Annotated in this window: 17 protein-coding genes; 9 read left to right on the top strand and 8 right to left on the bottom strand. The window is 70.0% G+C overall.

Annotation, left to right across the window (positions count from 1 at the left end; genetic code table 11):
• Position 1 precedes the first annotated feature (1 nt).
• Positions 2–394: an EF-hand domain-containing protein gene (locus ACW7G5_RS11450; RefSeq protein ID WP_457004610.1), complete on the bottom strand. Its 393-nt coding sequence runs from the start codon at positions 392–394 to the stop codon at positions 2–4.
• Positions 395–630: 236 nt separating this feature from the next.
• On the opposite strand from ACW7G5_RS11450, the gene ACW7G5_RS11445 reads away from it, so the two are divergent.
• Positions 631–1,809 (top strand): PQQ-dependent sugar dehydrogenase, encoded by a 1,179-nt coding sequence (locus ACW7G5_RS11445; protein ID WP_457004608.1) that lies wholly within the window; start codon positions 631–633, stop codon positions 1,807–1,809.
• On the opposite strand, the gene ACW7G5_RS11440 is transcribed toward ACW7G5_RS11445, so the two are convergent.
• Positions 1,810–2,178: a hypothetical protein gene (locus ACW7G5_RS11440; protein WP_457004606.1), complete on the bottom strand. Its 369-nt coding sequence runs from the start codon at positions 2,176–2,178 to the stop codon at positions 1,810–1,812.
• 133 nt (positions 2,179–2,311) lie between these two features.
• Here ACW7G5_RS11440 and ACW7G5_RS11435 point away from each other — a divergent pair, with 133 nt between their 5' ends.
• Entirely contained in the window at positions 2,312–2,590 is a 279-nt protein-coding gene (locus ACW7G5_RS11435) for a hypothetical protein (protein ID WP_457004604.1), read from the top strand.
• A 33-nt stretch (positions 2,591–2,623) separates the two neighbouring features.
• On the opposite strand, the gene ACW7G5_RS11430 is transcribed toward ACW7G5_RS11435, so the two are convergent.
• The 6 genes from ACW7G5_RS11430 to ACW7G5_RS11405 form a co-directional block, all read right to left on the bottom strand.
• Positions 2,624–3,097, bottom strand: a complete 474-nt coding sequence (locus tag ACW7G5_RS11430) for a YbjN domain-containing protein (RefSeq protein WP_457004602.1) — start codon at positions 3,095–3,097, stop codon at positions 2,624–2,626.
• Between the two features lie 28 nt (positions 3,098–3,125).
• Positions 3,126–4,004 (bottom strand): EcsC family protein, encoded by an 879-nt coding sequence (locus ACW7G5_RS11425; RefSeq protein WP_457004600.1) that lies wholly within the window; start codon positions 4,002–4,004, stop codon positions 3,126–3,128.
• Positions 4,001–4,453 carry a hypothetical protein gene (locus ACW7G5_RS11420; protein WP_457004598.1) on the bottom strand — a complete coding sequence of 151 codons (453 nt, stop codon included), beginning with the start codon at positions 4,451–4,453 and terminating at the stop codon, positions 4,001–4,003. The genes ACW7G5_RS11425 and ACW7G5_RS11420 overlap by 4 nt, the downstream gene beginning before the upstream one ends.
• A 16-nt stretch (positions 4,454–4,469) precedes the next feature.
• The gene (locus ACW7G5_RS11415; RefSeq protein ID WP_457004596.1) at positions 4,470–5,282 is read right to left on the bottom strand and encodes a TSCPD domain-containing protein; all 813 of its coding nucleotides are present in this window, start codon (positions 5,280–5,282) and stop codon (positions 4,470–4,472) included.
• A 62-nt stretch (positions 5,283–5,344) separates the two neighbouring features.
• The gene (locus ACW7G5_RS11410; protein WP_457004595.1) at positions 5,345–5,881 is read right to left on the bottom strand and encodes a hypothetical protein; all 537 of its coding nucleotides are present in this window, start codon (positions 5,879–5,881) and stop codon (positions 5,345–5,347) included.
• An 82-nt stretch (positions 5,882–5,963) separates the two neighbouring features.
• On the bottom strand, positions 5,964–8,123 hold the full coding sequence (locus ACW7G5_RS11405; protein WP_457004593.1) for an adenosylcobalamin-dependent ribonucleoside-diphosphate reductase: 2,160 nt from the start codon (positions 8,121–8,123) through the stop codon (positions 5,964–5,966).
• Between the two features lie 455 nt (positions 8,124–8,578).
• Here ACW7G5_RS11405 and ACW7G5_RS11400 point away from each other — a divergent pair, with 455 nt between their 5' ends.
• The 7 genes from ACW7G5_RS11400 to ACW7G5_RS11370 are packed head-to-tail and all read left to right on the top strand — an operon-like array spanning position 8,579 to position 14,806.
• Entirely contained in the window at positions 8,579–10,075 is a 1,497-nt protein-coding gene (locus ACW7G5_RS11400) for a Do family serine endopeptidase (RefSeq protein WP_457004591.1), read from the top strand.
• A gap of 40 nt (positions 10,076–10,115) precedes the next feature.
• On the top strand, positions 10,116–10,478 hold the full coding sequence (locus ACW7G5_RS11395) for a hypothetical protein (protein ID WP_457004590.1): 363 nt from the start codon (positions 10,116–10,118) through the stop codon (positions 10,476–10,478).
• Positions 10,479–10,480: 2 nt separating this feature from the next.
• Positions 10,481–11,053: a phage holin family protein gene (locus ACW7G5_RS11390; protein WP_457004588.1), complete on the top strand. Its 573-nt coding sequence runs from the start codon at positions 10,481–10,483 to the stop codon at positions 11,051–11,053.
• A gap of 10 nt (positions 11,054–11,063) precedes the next feature.
• Complete coding sequence (locus ACW7G5_RS11385; protein ID WP_457004587.1) at positions 11,064–11,519, top strand: protein sip-5; 456 nt, start codon at positions 11,064–11,066, stop codon at positions 11,517–11,519.
• Between the two features lie 11 nt (positions 11,520–11,530).
• On the top strand, positions 11,531–12,667 hold the full coding sequence (locus tag ACW7G5_RS11380; protein WP_457004585.1) for an AI-2E family transporter: 1,137 nt from the start codon (positions 11,531–11,533) through the stop codon (positions 12,665–12,667).
• Between the two features lie 19 nt (positions 12,668–12,686).
• Positions 12,687–13,433: an HAD family hydrolase gene (locus tag ACW7G5_RS11375; protein ID WP_457004583.1), complete on the top strand. Its 747-nt coding sequence runs from the start codon at positions 12,687–12,689 to the stop codon at positions 13,431–13,433.
• The gene (locus tag ACW7G5_RS11370) at positions 13,430–14,806 is read left to right on the top strand and encodes a leucyl aminopeptidase family protein (RefSeq protein WP_457004581.1); all 1,377 of its coding nucleotides are present in this window, start codon (positions 13,430–13,432) and stop codon (positions 14,804–14,806) included. The genes ACW7G5_RS11375 and ACW7G5_RS11370 overlap by 4 nt, the downstream gene beginning before the upstream one ends.
• Positions 14,807–14,810 lie beyond the last annotated feature (4 nt).

Here is a 14,810-nt window from a genome sequence, read left to right as displayed (position 1 = left end):
CTTACTCGCCGCCAGCCTTGGCGGCATGTTCGCGGTATTCGTCGGCGGTCAGCTCGCCGTCGGCGTCGGCATCGGCTTCGGCAAACACCGCGGCCAGGGCCGGCAACGCAGCGGATTCCTCGCGCGAGATCGTGCCGTTGCCATCCGCGTCGACGTCGGCCCAGCCAAGCTGGCGAGCCGCCGGCTGCGCGTCCTGCGCGCCGGTGGCCTGTGCATCCTGGGCAACGGCTGCTTCCTGGGCAACGGCCGCCTGCTCGGCATCCGCCGCTTCAGTGGCAGCCTTCTGGGCATCGCGGACCTCGGGGGTCACTGCGCTCTGGGCAAGGGCCATCGGCATGGCCAGCGCGGCGCCCAGGGCGAGGATGGCGGTGAGCTGCGTGCGTGCATTGTTCATCAGGGGGACTCTCCTTGCGGATGCGGGGGCATCCATATGTCTGTTGGGTACGTGGCGACCGGATACCCGGGACCACGGCGACATCCTGGCGCGGCCACCATTAACCCCGCGCCCCCCGCGATTCCCGCGTGGACACGTTCTTAACCACTTCGGGCGCGGCAGCGGCTATTGCGCGGCGTGCACGCGGACATCGCCTGTCCGATACTGGCAATCCGCCCCGACCGGAGATCAATGCGATGAAACTGCACCCCCTTGCCGGCGCCGCCGTGCTTGCCCTGGCCGTCACTGCCTGCAACGGCGAGGCACGGCAGGCCGCCGGTCCCGCGGACCTGGCTGCACGCGTCGCGGACTCCGCTGCCGCCACCGCCGAGCGCCCTTTCGAAGTCGACGTCATCGCCGTGTTCGACGAGCCCTGGGCAATGTCGTTCCTGCCCGACGGGCGCCTGCTGGTCACCGAGAAGCAGGGGCGCCTGCAGCTGGTCGATGTCGAGAGCGGTGCCACGCACGAGGTCACGGGCGTACCCGAGGTCGCCTATGGCGGCCAGGGCGGCTTCGGCGACGTGCTGCCGCATCCCGACTTCGCAGACAACGGCATCGTCTATCTCAGCTATGCCGAGGCCGGCCGCGGCGACACGCGCGGCGCGGCGCTGGCGCGAGCGAAGCTCATCCCCGACGACGCCGGTGGCGGGCGGCTTGAAGGCCTTGAAGTGATCTGGCGCCAGGTCCCCAAGGTGTCCGGCGAGGGCCACTACGGCCATCGCATCGCGATCGACGGCGAGGGCACGCTGTGGCTGAGTTCGAGCGAGCGGCAGAAGTTCGATCCCGCCCAGGACATGGCTTCCAACATGGGCAAGATCCTGCGCCTCGGGGAAGACGGCAAGCCGGCCGCCGGCAATCCATTCGCCGATGCCGGCGGCGTGGCCGCGGAGGTATGGTCGCTGGGCCATCGCAACGTGCTTGGAATCGCATTCGACGCTGGCGGCCAACTGTGGGACGTGGAGATGGGTCCCGCCGGCGGCGATGAGCTCAACCTCGTCGAACGCGGCGGCAACTATGGTTACCCGACTGTCTCCGACGGCGACCACTACGACGGCAGGCCGATTCCCGACCACGCCACCCGGCCCGACTTCAATGCGCCTGCGATCAGCTGGACGCCGGTGATCTCGCCATCGAGCCTGGTGTTCTACAGCGGAGAGGTATTCCCGGACTGGCAGGGCAGCGCCTTCATCGGCGGCCTGTCGTCGCAGTCACTGGTGCGGGTAGAGGTCGAAGGCACCCGGGCACGCGAGGCCGAGCGCTTCGACATGGGGCAGCGCATCCGCGAGGTCGAACAGGGCCCGGAAGGCGGCCTGTGGCTGCTTGAAGACGGCGCACAGGGTCGCCTGCTGAAGCTGCTCCCCGCCGCCGGCGGCTGATCAGGGAAGGACGACGCCGGAGGCGATTTCGCGGCCGTCTTCCAGCACGCGGAAACCGCGGCTGCCATCGTCCGGCAGCCGCACGGTCCGTGCACACAGCATGTGCACTTCGTTGCTGCTGCCCGGCTCGATGGCGGCGATGCCATCGCGTTTGATGCCGCAATGCGCGGCCGGGTCGCCGCCATCGAAATCCACTTCGCCGCGCCACGCTCCCGAGATCGCGACGGCACGGCCGCCATCGGCGGTGGCGCGCATGTCCAGCCGGACCGGGATCGGGCGCTTGGCCTGGTAGTCGAGGGGCGGCGGCGCCGGAGTGGCGACGGCAGGCACCTGCGTCGCGTCACCGCAGGCGGCGAGTGCAAGCGGCAACAGCAGCATCGGGACAAGACGCAAGAACGCCCCCGGCCGTGCCGCATCGACAGTCCCGCAGCCACCCGCCATGTTCATTGCACCTGCACGCATAGCTGCCATAGTACGGTGCCCCCGCTTGATCCGATACCGAATGACTGTCACTCCGTCCGCCGACCGTACCGATATCGATACCGACCTCGAGCAGGCGATCGTCGGGCTCGAGGACGAAATGGCCGATCTCCAGCTCCGCCACCGCGATCTGTTCGCCTACGCCAACGCCTGGGCGGAGCGCCACGATGCGGTCATGCAGCTGGCACCGCCGCACCTGCATGACCAAACCAGTGCGCGCCTGCGTCGCATCGCCATCCGCTGGGGACTGGCCGACGGCGTGCGCATGACCGCGCAGTTCCCGGCACTGCGCGAGGCCTGATCCGGACGGCCCGCGCGGCGCCGGGCGCAACGCTCAGAAATCGACCGCCTGCACGAAGTCGACCAGCAGCTGGCCGAAGATCTCGACCTGGCTCTGGATCTGCGCGGCGTGCTTGCCGTGCAACACCTCGAAGTCGTAACGCAGGAACGGATCCATCTCGTCATCCAGCGACATCCGCCCATAGCGGTAGCGGTTGTTGTAGACGTTGGCGACCTGCAGCGTGGTGCCGTTCTCCAGATCAAGGCCGACCTGGAGCTGCAGCGAACCGCAACGCCCGTCGTCGCAGTCGTAGAAATTGAGATAGGCGGTGAGATCGTTGATCTGGAACTTGATCATCGGATCGCCGGCTTCGTCGGTCCGCAGTTCCGGCTCCAGCTCCAGCTCCATGCCCTGCAGCGTCGCCATGGCTTCTTCGCCGGTGATACCGCGACCGGCATCGGCCAGCGCCGGCGCGGCGGCCAGTGCCAGCAGCGGTGCCAGCAGGCCCGCTCCCAATAGTCCCTTCATCGTGCTTCCTCTTGGATGGTGCCGAATCCTAGCCTGAACGGGGCTCGACGCGCGCGTGTCCGGAGCCATCCGGCGCGCGAAGCGCGTCATAGGCCCGGCGCACCGCCACCGCTCCGTGCAGCCGCTCCAGGCGGCGGATGGTGAAGTGGCCGCGCGCCACGGCCTGGAAGTGGCGCATGAACAGCGTGTTGAGCGCGGCACCGCTCGCCGCGCCGACCACGGGCACCGCCTGCAGCGCGATTTTCTGGCTGAGGTTGACCGAGAACCGCGAGGCGATGGCCGACAGCAGCTGCACGATCAGCGGCCCGCCCTTGCCGACCAGGCCGTGCACCGCCACGTACTCGGCCGCCGCCGCCACCTGCTGCGCCAGCACCGCGCGCGCGGCGAAGTAGCCCGACTCCGCGCCGTCGTCGGCGCTGGCACGACCACCCATGGTCAGCACTTCGAAACAGGCAAGCATGGTGGCCGGATCATCCAGCGGCTCGCCCTCGGCACGCGCGATCCCGGCGATCGAACGCAGGATCAGGGTGGTGGTCAGCGGCAGTTCGACCGCGAGCCCGGCGAAGCCGAAGGCACCGCCAACTGCGCCGCTGGTTGCCGCCGCAATGGTGTGACTGCGTGCGGACGACGTCGCGTCCTTGCCCAGTGTCGCCACCGCCATGCGCAGTGATTGCCGCAACGCCGTGCGCACCAGCGCGTTCACCAGCCGCGTCACCGACGCGGGCAGGCGCTTTTCCATCACGTACTCGAGTGGAGCGCCGACCAGGTTGGCGAGCTGTGCCGCCAGCCCCGGGTTTTCAAGCAGCACCCGGGCCTGCCGCAGTTCGGACAGGGCTGCGGCATCGAGCGCGGCGGGCGCCGCGGGCCCCGCGGGCGACGGGGCTGGGGTCGGCAGCGGCATGGTCATCGGCTCACGTTGCGGTACTCGGCCACCACGTCCTGCGCCGACGGGTTCGCGCGCGCGCGGCCATTGACGTAGACCACCGGAATCGGTCCGTTCATCACCGCCGTCACCCGTCGCGCCTCGTCGGCGCTGGCCAGGCTGCTGTAGTTGGCGCTGCTGGAGCGGCGGTGCGGGATGCCCTGCGCCTGCAGGTGGCTGACGATGGCATCGGCCCGCTGGCCGGCATCCTGAGGGCAGTTGGCCGGCGCGAAGACCACCACGCCGCGCGCCGGCAGGCCATCGGGCATCGGGATCTCGACGAAGCCCCGCGCGCTGGCGGTCCCGTCGGAGGCACCTCGCGACGCCACCGGGTCGACCACCGAGCCCAGGCCGCCCTCCGGCTTGAACGCATCCCAGAGCACGAAGGCGCCGGCGGCGGCGACCACCACCGCCAGCGTCCGGACCGCGTTCAAGCGGCCCGCCCCGGCCTCAGCCGCACTTGGAGTAGCCGCAGTTCAGGCAGGTGGCGCAGCCGTCCATGACCACCACGGCCTTGGTGCTGCACTTGTGGCACATGGTGGCCGACGGCGGGAAGCTGGTGCCGTCACCGGTGACCGCCACGTCTTCGCCGCTGCGGTCGCGGCCCTGGTCGGCCAGGAGCTCGCCAACCGGGCCGGCCTCGGCGGCGGCTACATCGGCGTCAGCGTTTTTTTTTGAGCGGGCCTCGTACTGGCGGCGCTTCTCTTCGATCAGCGCGCGCTGCTCCGGGCTCATATCGGGGTCATGGATCATGCCGATCGACTTCAGGTGGTCCTCGACGATCGCGCCGAGCTCGGCCACCAGCGAAGGCATGTACACGCCGCCGGCCTTGAAGTAGCCGCCGCGCGGATCGAACACGGCCTTCATCTCCTCCACCAGGAAGGTCACGTCGCCGCCCTTGCGGAACACCGCCGACATGATGCGGGTGAGCGCGACGATCCACTGGAAGTGCTCCATCGACTTCGAGTTCACGAAGATCTCGAACGGACGGCGCTGCTCGTGCTCGCTGCCGGCGTTGAGCACGATGTCGTTGATGGTCACGTACATGGCGTGCTCGACCAGCGGCGACTTGATCTTGTAGGTGCTGCCGATCAGCACTTCCGGGCGCTCGATGCGCTCGTGCATCTGGATGACTTCCGCCGACGGGCGCGCCGCGGCGGCCTCCGGCCCGGCTGCGGCGGGCAGCGCGGCTGCGGCCTTGCGCCCGTCATCGGCGGTGGCGACGGAGTATCCGGTGATTTTCTTCTCGATCCTGACTGCCATGACGCTGTTCCCTGGTATTCGTTGGTGCCCGCCTCCCTGCTGCTGCGGGGAGGCCCGGCGGGTTACTTGCTGGTGGCCTTCCGCGGCGCCGCCTTGCGGGCAGCGGCCTTCCTCACGGCGACCTTCTTGACAGCGACCTTCTTGACGGCGGCCTTCTTCGTGGCCGCCTTGCTGACGACGGCCTTCTTCGAAACCGTCTTCTTGGCCACCGAGGTCCTGGTCCCGGCCTTCTTCGCCACCGCCTTCTTCGCGGCGGCCTTCTTCACCGCCTTCTTCGCCGCCTTCTTGACCGAGCGCTTGCGCTTGAGGGCGGCGGCTTCGGCCTTTGCACCGGCACTGGTGGCGGCCAGCGACTGCTTGGCCCCCGCGACGCGCCTGGCCACGGCCTTTTTCGCCGTGCCCGCCGTCTTCGCCACCGCGGTCCTGGCCTTGCCGGCAGTCCTTGCCACGGCCTTCTCGGCCTTGCCCGCGGCCTGCTTCGCCTTCGTCACCGCCGTCGATGCGCGCTTGGAGACCGCACTGCGCACCGTCTTCGCCTTGTCGGCGACGACCTCGGCGGCCGTACCGATCGTCGTCGCGACCCCATTGCCGTTGCTCATCGTTGCTCCCTCGTCGTCATGGTCGCGGGCGGGCGCCCGCAGGACGGAATGTAGCGCGCCCGGAACCTGCCGTGAGCCTTCATCAGAATTTGCCGTAGTAGCCCTCTTTCAGGGCGTCGAACAGGTTGGCCGCGGTGTGGGTCTCGCCGTCGTACTCGATCTCCTCGTTGCCCTTCACCTCCACCGTGCTGCCGTCCTCGAGCTCGAAGCGGTAGGTGGTGCCGGCAAGATCGGACTCCTTGACCAGCACGCCCTGGAAGGCGGCCGGGTTGAAGCGGAAGGTCGTGCAGCCCTTCAGGCCCTGCGCGTGGGCGTACAGGTAGATGTCCTTGAAGTCCTCGTAGGGGAAGTCGGTCGGGACGTTGGCGGTCTTGGAGATCGACGAGTCGACCCACTTCTGCGCCGCGGCCTGGACGTCGACGTGCGCCTTCGGGCTGATGTCGTCGGCGGAGATGAAGTAGTCCGGCAGCTGCGTGGCGGGATCCTCGCTGAAAGGCATCGCGTCGGCGTTGACCAGGTGGCGATAGGCCAGCAGCTCGAAAGAGAACACGTCCACCTTCTCCTTCGACTTCTTGCCTTCGCGGATCACGTTGCGGCTGTAGTGGTGCGCGAACGAGGGCTCGATGCCGTTGGAGGCGTTGTTGGCCAGCGACAGGCTGATGGTGCCGGTGGGCGCGATCGAGCTGTGGTGGGTGAAGCGCGCGCCGCTCTCGGCCAGTTGCTCGACAAGCTCCGGCGCCACTTCCGCGACCCGCTGCATGTAGCGCGAGTAGCGCGCGTGCAGCACCTTGCCGGGAACCCGCTGGCCGGGCTTCCAGCCGTCGGCGACCATCTCCGGGCGCTTGCGCAGCATTTCCGCGGTGACCTCGAAGCGCTCCTCCATGATCGGCGCCGGGCCCTTTTCCTGCGCCAGCGCCAGGCCGGTTTCCCAGCCGGCCACGGCCATGTCGCGGGCAATGCGCTCGGTGAACTCGCAGCTCTCCTTCGAGCCGTACTTCATCTGCAACATGGTCACGGTCGAACCCAGGCCGAGGAAGCCCATGCCGTGGCGGCGCTTGCGCATGATCTCGTCGCGCTGCTGCTTCAGCGGCAGGCCGTTGACCTCGACCACGTTGTCGAGCATGCGGGTGAACACGCGCACGACCTCCTTGTATTCCTCCCAGTCGAACTCGGCCTGGTCGGTGAAGGGCTTGCGCACGAACCGGGTCAGGTTGACCGAGCCCAGCAGACAGGCGCCATACGGCGGCAGCGGCTGCTCGCCGCAGGGATTGGTCGCGCGGATGGTCTCGCACCACCAGTTGTTGTTCATTTCGTTGACGCGGTCGATCAGGATGAACCCCGGCTCGGCGTAGTCATACGTCGAGACCATGATCATGTCCCACAGGTGGCGGGCACGCACCTTGCCGTAGATCTTGCAGGCGACCAGGCCATCGTCACGGGTGATGTAGCCGTCGTGCTGCGGCCAGTCGCGCCAGACCACCTGGCCGGCGTCATCGACGTCGATGTCCCCGGCCTCCTTGGCGTTGATCGGGAACACCAGCGGCCAGTCGGCATCGGACTTCACCGCTTCGATGAAATCGTCCGTGACCAGCAGCGACAGGTTGAACTGGCGCAGACGGCCGTCCTCGCGCTTGGCGCGGATGAAGTCGCGCACGTCGGGATGCGACACGTCGAAGGTGCCCATCTGCGCGCCGCGACGGCCACCGGCCGACGACACCGTGAAACACATCTTGTCGTAGATATCCATGAAGGACATCGGGCCCGAGGTATAGGCGCCGGCGCCGGCGACGAACGCACCGCGCGGGCGCAGGGTCGAGAACTCGTAGCCGATGCCACAGCCGGCCTTGAGCGTCAGCCCGGCCTCGTGGACCTTCTCCAGGATGCCGTCCATCGAATCGACGATGGTGCCGGACACCGTGCAGTTGATGGTGCTGGTGGCGGGCTTGTGCTCGAGTGCCCCGGCATTCGAGGTGATGCGGCCGGCGGGGATCGCCCCGCGGCGCAGCGCCCACAGGAAGCGCTCGTTCCAGTGCTTGCGCTTCTCCGCGGTCGTCTCGGCCTCGGCCAGGGCGCGGGCGACGCGCTGGCAGGTGCCGTCGATATCGGCGTCCAGGGCATCGCCCTGCTTGGTCTTCAGCCGGTACTTCTTGTCCCAGATATCGACCGACGCCGGCTGCATCGGGATGTCCTGGTCGGTGCCAGCCATCGTGTTCCTCACAGCCTCCAGGCGAACCGTACTCATGCTGCTTCTGTCTCCTTCATCCTGCCCGGCCGCGCGCGAACCGGGTGTAGTCGTTCCATGGCGTCAATCGCGGGCCCGGTGTGCGGGACGCGCCGACGGCGAATCCGCAGGCGCGCACTGCGCGCCTTGCGTCGTCATTGTTTTCGTTGGCTGGTCTCGAGTCCGCGCATGCAAACCACCCCCTGGTTCCTGCGACCGCCTTGATCGCAAACAACTAGAACTGGGCCAAACCTGCCTGCCTGACCCCAACATGTTGTGGCGGCAGGGCATTGACCGTAAGGGCTGCCGGGGGGCGAAGTCAATCGCTCTTTGACGCTTGCGGCGGCAGCCCAGCAGTGTCGCGGTTCGCAGTCCAAGCTGAGACGCACCGCACATCCGTTCAGCCTCGACCCACGCGGTCCGCCGCGCCACACTTCACGGTCCAAAGACCCCCGAACCCGCATAACGACAGACCGATGCAAGCATCCACCCGCACCACGCTCCTCGCCCTCGTCGCCGCCGCCTTCGGTGGCGCCGCCGCGACCCTGATCCTCGATGACCTTCAGGCGCCGGCTCGCGCAGAGTCCCTGTCGCCGGTGTCGCCGGTGTCGCCGGTGTCGCCGGTGTCGCCGGTGTCCCCGGCCGCCGCCGTGCCGATGGCCATGGGCCTGCCGGCCACCGTTGAGGGCCAGGCCCTGCCGTCGCTGGCGCCGATGCTGCGCCGGGTCACCCCGGCCGTGGTCAGCGTGCACACCAAGCAGCGCGTGCGCATCAACAACCCGTTTGCCAACGACCCCTTCTTCCGGCGGATGTTCCCGGGCATCCCCGAGGAGCGGATCAACGAATCGCTGGGCTCGGGCGTGATCGTGGACGCCACCCACGGCTATGTGCTCACGAACCACCACGTGATCGAAGGCGCAGACGAAGTCTCGGTGACCCTTGCCGATGGCCGCACCCTGGCCGCCGAGTTCATCGGCTCCGATGTCGACACCGACGTGGCGCTGATGAAAATCCCCGTGTCGGGGAACGAAGGCGCGCTGCAGGCGATCGCCCTCGCCGACAGCAGCGCGCTGCAGGTGGGGGACTTCGTGGTCGCGGTCGGCAATCCTTTCGGCGTCGGCCAGACGGTGACCTCGGGCATCGTGTCCGCGGTCGGCCGCAGCAACGTGCCCGGCGTGGGCTACCAGAACTTCATCCAGACCGACGCCAGCATCAACCCGGGCAACTCCGGCGGCGCGCTGGTCAACCTGCGCGGGGAGCTGGTCGGTATCAACACCGCCAGCTTCAACCCCCGTGGCAGCATGGCCGGCAACATCGGGCTGGGCTTCGCCATCCCCGCCAACCTGGCGCGGGGCGTGATGCAGCAGCTCGCTGCCACCGGCGAGGTCCGCCGCGGCACGCTCGGCATCGACACCCAGGACCTCGACGACCGCCTGGCGGCAAGCCTCGGGCTGCCCGCCGGCAGCCGCGGCGCGGTGGTGACCCGCGTCCACGCCGACTCCGCCGGCGCGGCCGCGGGACTGCGTGCGGGCGACGTGATCGTGGCCGCCAATGGCGAGCGCATCGGCGATGGCGAGACCTTGCGCAACTTCCAGGGCCTGCAGGCTGCCGATGCCCGCGTCACCCTGGAGCTGCGCCGCGATGGCAAGGCCATGCAGCTGCAGGCCACACTGCGCGAGCAGCCGCGCGCGCTGTCCGGGCAGCAGCTCGACCCGCGCCTCTCCGGCGCCAGCTTCACCGAGCTGCCCGAGGCCCTGCGCCGCGGCGGCGTGTCCGGCGTGCTGGTCGAGGAGGTCGAACGCGGCAGCCGCGCTGCACGCAGCGGGCTGCGCACCGGCGACGTGGTGGTTGCCGCCGCCGGCGCCGAAGCCAGCGACCTGTCCGCGCTGCGCGCGGCGCTGTCGAATGCCCCGGCGCAGCTCGTGCTGGGCATCCAGCGCGGTCGCGCCTTGGGCAGCCTCGCGATGGAGTGACACCCAAAACACCCCCAAAACACCCCCGAAGGAGATCGTGATGAGCCCCACCCACACTGACAACCTGAAAACCAACCTGTCCCAGGCCGGCGGCCACTTGAAGCAGGCCGCCACCGACACCGCCGACGCTGTGCGCGGTGCCGCAGCCGCCGCGGGCGAGGAAGTGCGCCTGGGCAAGGCCAACCTGAAGTCCGACCTCGCCGACGGCGCGTTTGCCGGCCTGTCCGCGCTCGAGGATGTCGCCGGCGCCGGCAGCGAGCAGGTCGACGTGCTGCTCGACAAGGGCCGCGACCTGATCGACAGCGCCGCCGACCTGATCCGCGAGCGTCCGATCGCGTCCTTCGGCGCCGCGTTCGCCGCCGGCTGGATCATCGCCAAGCTGGCCCGCGGCAGCGGCAGGTAAGCATGGAGCAGCAGCCACCACCCGCTTCGGGACCCTCGCCCGGCCAAGCGCCGGGCAAGGGTGACGGCGCGTCGCCACCCGGCATCGCCGAGGCGGTCCGGGAGCTGCGCGACAGCGGCGTGGCCGGCATGGGCGCCGCGCGCGAGGCGGCCGGTGCGCTGCGTACCCTGGTCACCGCCGACGTCTCGCTGGCACGCAGCGCCGCAGGGCGCAGCGCGGTCTTTGCCGGCGTGGCGGTAGTGTTCGCCGTCTCGGCCTGGATGCTGCTGATGACCGCGCTGGTGGTGGCACTGAGCAACCAGGTCGGGCTGCCCTGGTGGCTGTCCCTGGCCTGCTGCGGAACCGCCAGCAGCCTGGCGGCATGGCTGGCGCTGCGCAAGGCCATGGCCTATTTCGAACATACCCGGATGAAGGCCACCCGCCGCCAGCTGGCGCGGCTGGGCATCGGCGAGCTGGCGGAGTTCATGCCAGACCCGGGCTCGGCGGAATGTGCCCACGATGCCGAGGACCGGGCCCGCCCGCGCAGCGGCGGCGTGCCGGGCGATTCCACGGCCGCGGGAGTCACCCCGCCATGAGGAGCCCGGCATGAGCTTCGAAGAACTGCAAGCGAAGGTGGAGCGCGCGGAAGCCGCGCTCGAGGCGCGCGAGCGCCAGACGGCCGCGGATTTCCGCGTGTTCGGCGGGATCTGGCGCTCGGGATGGACGCCGCCGCGCATCATCGTCGCCGGCCTCGCCAGTGGCCTGCTTGCCGGCTGGGTGCGGCCCGGCCAGGCCATCGCCGGGGCGCAGCCGGCGCGCTGGCTGCAGATGCTCGGCAGCGTGGCCGGGCTGATCGGATCGGTCCAGGCGGCCTTCGCCGCCGGCGCGGCGGAAGAGGCTGCCGAGGACGCGGGGGCCGCTGCGCGGGGCGCAGACGCACCGCCGGACGGCGGCGTCACCGTTGCGGAAAATCCCGCAGAGCGTGCAAGAAGGCCCGATCCCGCGTGGGAGACCCCGCCCCGCCCGGCCGAGGCCGCGACCGAACTCTCCGAATCGCGCTGAGGCGCACTCCCATGGCGACGCGTGACACCCCCGCTTCAAGCGAAGCGCCCGCCGCCGCGAACGCAATCCCTGTCGCCACCGGCGAAGCTGCGGCCCAGGGGCCGGCGCCGCGCCCGCGCGCGTCCACGCCGGTCCTGGTCCTTGCCCTGCTTGCCATCGGGTACACGCTCTGGGCGGCCCAGGGCGTGATCCTGCCGGTGCTGCTGGCCATGTTCCTTGCCCTGATCGGCAACCCGGTCATACGCGCCCTTCGCAGGATCTGCCTGCCGCGCTTCCTCGCCGCGCTGCTGGTGCTGTGCGGAGGCATCGCGGGCACCGCCCTCCTCGGCCAGCAGCTGCTGGCACCGGCGATCGACTGGATGCAGGAAGCCCCGCGGCAGATGCGCCAGCTCGGCAAGGAGCTCGGCGAGCTGGCCGAGCCCGTGCGGGAGGCCAACCGCGTCGCCGAGGACATCGCCCGCCAGGCCAGCGGCGACGGGCGCAAGGTCGAGGTGGTGCGCACCCAGGTCGACGACCCCTACTCCGCGCTGGCCAGGGCGCCGCGGATGGCGGGCAGCGTGCTTGCGGTGGTGCTGCTGACTTTCTTTTTCATGGTCTTCGGCGAAGACCTGCAGCGCCGCGCGATCGCCCTGCTGCCCACGCGCCAGCGGCAGCGGGTCACTGTGGAGATCATGCAATCGATCGAGCGCGACGTGTCGCGCTACGTCTTCACCATCACCCTGATCAACGCCGGCGTGGGCGTGCTGCTTGCAGCCGTGCTGCACTGGGGCCTGGGCGTAGACATGCAGGAGGCGCTGCTCTGGGGCACGATCGCCATGTTGCTCAACTTCGCGCCCTACGTGGGGCCGGCGATCGGTTTGGTGGCGATGCTGCTGATGGGCTTCGTGACCTGGGACGACGTCGGGGCCTCGCTGCTGCCGGCGGCGATCTACCTTGGCCTGCACACGTTGGAAGGGCAGCTGGTGACGCCGCTGGTGCTTGGCCAGCGCATGCAGCTGTCGCCACTCGTCCTGATGCTGGCGCTGCTGTTGTTCGGCTGGCTGTGGGGCATCGTCGGCCTGCTGCTGGCGGTGCCGCTGCTGGTCTGCGTGAAGCGCGTGCTGGCGCGCATCGATGGGCTGGAGGGGTGGGCGCGGCTGTTGGGGTAGGCCGCCGTACAATGGCGCCATGGCCTTCACTGTCCGCGCCATCAGCCTCGACCTTGACGACACCGTGTGGCCGTTCGCGCCCATCGGCGTGCGCATCGAACGCGTGCTTGACGAATGGATGCGGCGACACAGCCCGGCCACCGCGGAGATGTTCCCGGCGGAGGCGATGCGCACGCTGCGCGAGCGCGTGGGTGCGGAGAACCCGTCGCTGGCCCACGACATGTCGGCGCTGCGGCGGATGACGCTGGAGGCTGCGCTGCGCGAAAGCGGCGGCGACGTGGCCATGGCCGATGCCGCATACGACGCCTTCTTCGCCGAGCGCAACCGGGTCGAGTGCTATCCGGACGCGATCCACGCGCTGGAACGCATCAGCGCCAGGCTGCCGATCGCGGCGCTCAGCAACGGCAATGCCGACCTGGCGCGCATCGGCCTGGACCACCTCTTCAGCGTGCAGCTGAGCGCCTGCTCGTTCGGCCAAGCCAAGCCGGATCCCGCCATCTTCCTCGCCGCCTGCAAGCAGCTGGGCGTGCCGCCGGCCGAGGTGCTGCACGTCGGCGACCACCCCGAGGCCGACGTCGCCGGCGCCGCGCGCGCCGGGCTGCGCAGCTGCTGGATCAACCGCGCCGACGACCACGGCCGGCGCCTGCAATGGCGCCACGACGAGATCGAGCCCGACCTCCATTTCGATTCCCTGGCCGGACTGGCCGACTGGCTCGACGCGGCCCTGCCCGCGCCGGGCGACCGCATACGGAGTACCCACGCATGAACCTCCCCGCCTGCTACGCCCCCGCCGCCGACGCCGCGCAGGCGCGGCCGCTGCATATCGTCCACCGCGACGGACTCGCCACCTGGCGCGCGACGCAGCCGGCCGCGGTCGGCGCCTGGCTGGACGCGCACGCCTTCGACGGCTCCGCATGCAGCTGCCTGGTCCTTCCGGCGGCCGACGGCACGCCGGCCGCCGCGGTGATCGGCGTCGGCGACAGGCTCGACCCCTGCGCCTACGCCCACGCGCCACGCGCACTGCCCGCCGGCGACTGGGCGCCTGCCGGAGACATCGGCGCGGACGCCCTGCACGCGCTGCAGCTGGGTTGGGGACTGGGCAGCTACGCCTTCGACCGCTACCGCAAGCCGAGGCCGGTGCGCGCGCGGCTGGCGCTGGACGCAAGCGATGCCGAAGCACTGGACCTGCTCGCCGCGACCACGCGCGTGCGCGACCTGGTCAACACGCCGACGCAGGACATGGGCCCGGAGCAGCTGGAAGGCGTGGCCCGCGACATCGCCCTGGCGCACGGCGCGGACTTCAGCGCGATCACCGGCAACGCCCTGCTGGAACAGAACTTCCCCGCCATCCACGCCGTCGGCCGCGCCTCGCATCGCGCGCCACGGCTGCTGGCGCTGCGCTGGGGCGAGGCCTCGCATCCGCACGTGGCCATCGTCGGCAAGGGCGTGTGCTTCGACACCGGCGGCCTCGACATCAAGCCCGCCGACGGCATGCGCAACATGAAGAAGGACATGGGCGGCGCCGCGCACGCGATCGCCCTGGCCGAGCTGGTGATGGCGCGCAGGCTGCCGCTGCGCATCACGCTGCTGGTGCCGGCGGTGGAAAACGCGATCGGTCCCGACGCATTCCGCCCGGGCGAGGTCATCGCCACGCGCACCGGCGTCAGCGTCGAGATCGACAACACCGATGCCGAAGGGCGGGTGATCCTGGGCGACGCGCTGGCCTATGCCGGCGAGCAGAAGCCGGACCTGCTGCTCGACTTCGCCACCCTCACCGGCGCCGCGCGCATCGCGCTGGGTCCGGACCTGCCGGCGCTCTTCAGCAACGACGACGCACTGGCCCAGGCCTGGCTGGACGCGGGCATGCAGGTGCGTGATCCGCTGTGGCGCATGCCGCTGTGGCGCCCCTACCTGCGCTACCTGGCCAGCAAGGTCGCCGACATGGCCAATGCCGGTTCGAAGATGGCCGGCAGCGTGACCGCGGCGCTGTACCTGGAGCGCTTCGTGCCCAAGGGCATGCCTTGGGCCCACCTGGACACCTACGCCTGGAACGACAGCGACCGACCCGGCCGCCCCGCCGGCGGCGAAGCGCTGGGCCTGCGGGCGGCGTTCGAAATGCTGAAGACCCGCGCAGGCTAGCCGC

It is taken from the genome of Luteimonas sp. A501 (assembly GCF_054052085.1).
The sequence above is the reverse complement of the archived record's forward strand: the minus strand, read 5'-3'. Positions and strand labels throughout refer to the sequence as shown.

Coding starts and splice junctions, on each gene's coding strand:
- ACW7G5_RS11450 (WP_457004610.1), bottom strand. CDS start 394: ATGAACAATGCACGCACGCAGCTCACCGCCATCCTCGCCCTGGGCGCC.
- ACW7G5_RS11445 (WP_457004608.1), top strand. CDS start 631: ATGAAACTGCACCCCCTTGCCGGCGCCGCCGTGCTTGCCCTGGCCGTC.
- ACW7G5_RS11435 (WP_457004604.1), top strand. CDS start 2,312: ATGACTGTCACTCCGTCCGCCGACCGTACCGATATCGATACCGACCTC.
- ACW7G5_RS11430 (WP_457004602.1), bottom strand. CDS start 3,097: ATGAAGGGACTATTGGGAGCGGGCCTGCTGGCACCGCTGCTGGCACTG.
- ACW7G5_RS11425 (WP_457004600.1), bottom strand. CDS start 4,004: ATGACCATGCCGCTGCCGACCCCAGCCCCGTCGCCCGCGGGGCCCGCG.
- ACW7G5_RS11415 (WP_457004596.1), bottom strand. CDS start 5,282: ATGGCAGTCAGGATCGAGAAGAAAATCACCGGATACTCCGTCGCCACC.
- ACW7G5_RS11410 (WP_457004595.1), bottom strand. CDS start 5,881: ATGAGCAACGGCAATGGGGTCGCGACGACGATCGGTACGGCCGCCGAG.
- ACW7G5_RS11405 (WP_457004593.1), bottom strand. CDS start 8,123: ATGAGTACGGTTCGCCTGGAGGCTGTGAGGAACACGATGGCTGGCACC.
- ACW7G5_RS11400 (WP_457004591.1), top strand. CDS start 8,579: ATGCAAGCATCCACCCGCACCACGCTCCTCGCCCTCGTCGCCGCCGCC.
- ACW7G5_RS11395 (WP_457004590.1), top strand. CDS start 10,116: ATGAGCCCCACCCACACTGACAACCTGAAAACCAACCTGTCCCAGGCC.
- ACW7G5_RS11390 (WP_457004588.1), top strand. CDS start 10,481: ATGGAGCAGCAGCCACCACCCGCTTCGGGACCCTCGCCCGGCCAAGCG.
- ACW7G5_RS11385 (WP_457004587.1), top strand. CDS start 11,064: ATGAGCTTCGAAGAACTGCAAGCGAAGGTGGAGCGCGCGGAAGCCGCG.
- ACW7G5_RS11380 (WP_457004585.1), top strand. CDS start 11,531: ATGGCGACGCGTGACACCCCCGCTTCAAGCGAAGCGCCCGCCGCCGCG.
- ACW7G5_RS11375 (WP_457004583.1), top strand. CDS start 12,687: ATGGCCTTCACTGTCCGCGCCATCAGCCTCGACCTTGACGACACCGTG.
- ACW7G5_RS11370 (WP_457004581.1), top strand. CDS start 13,430: ATGAACCTCCCCGCCTGCTACGCCCCCGCCGCCGACGCCGCGCAGGCG.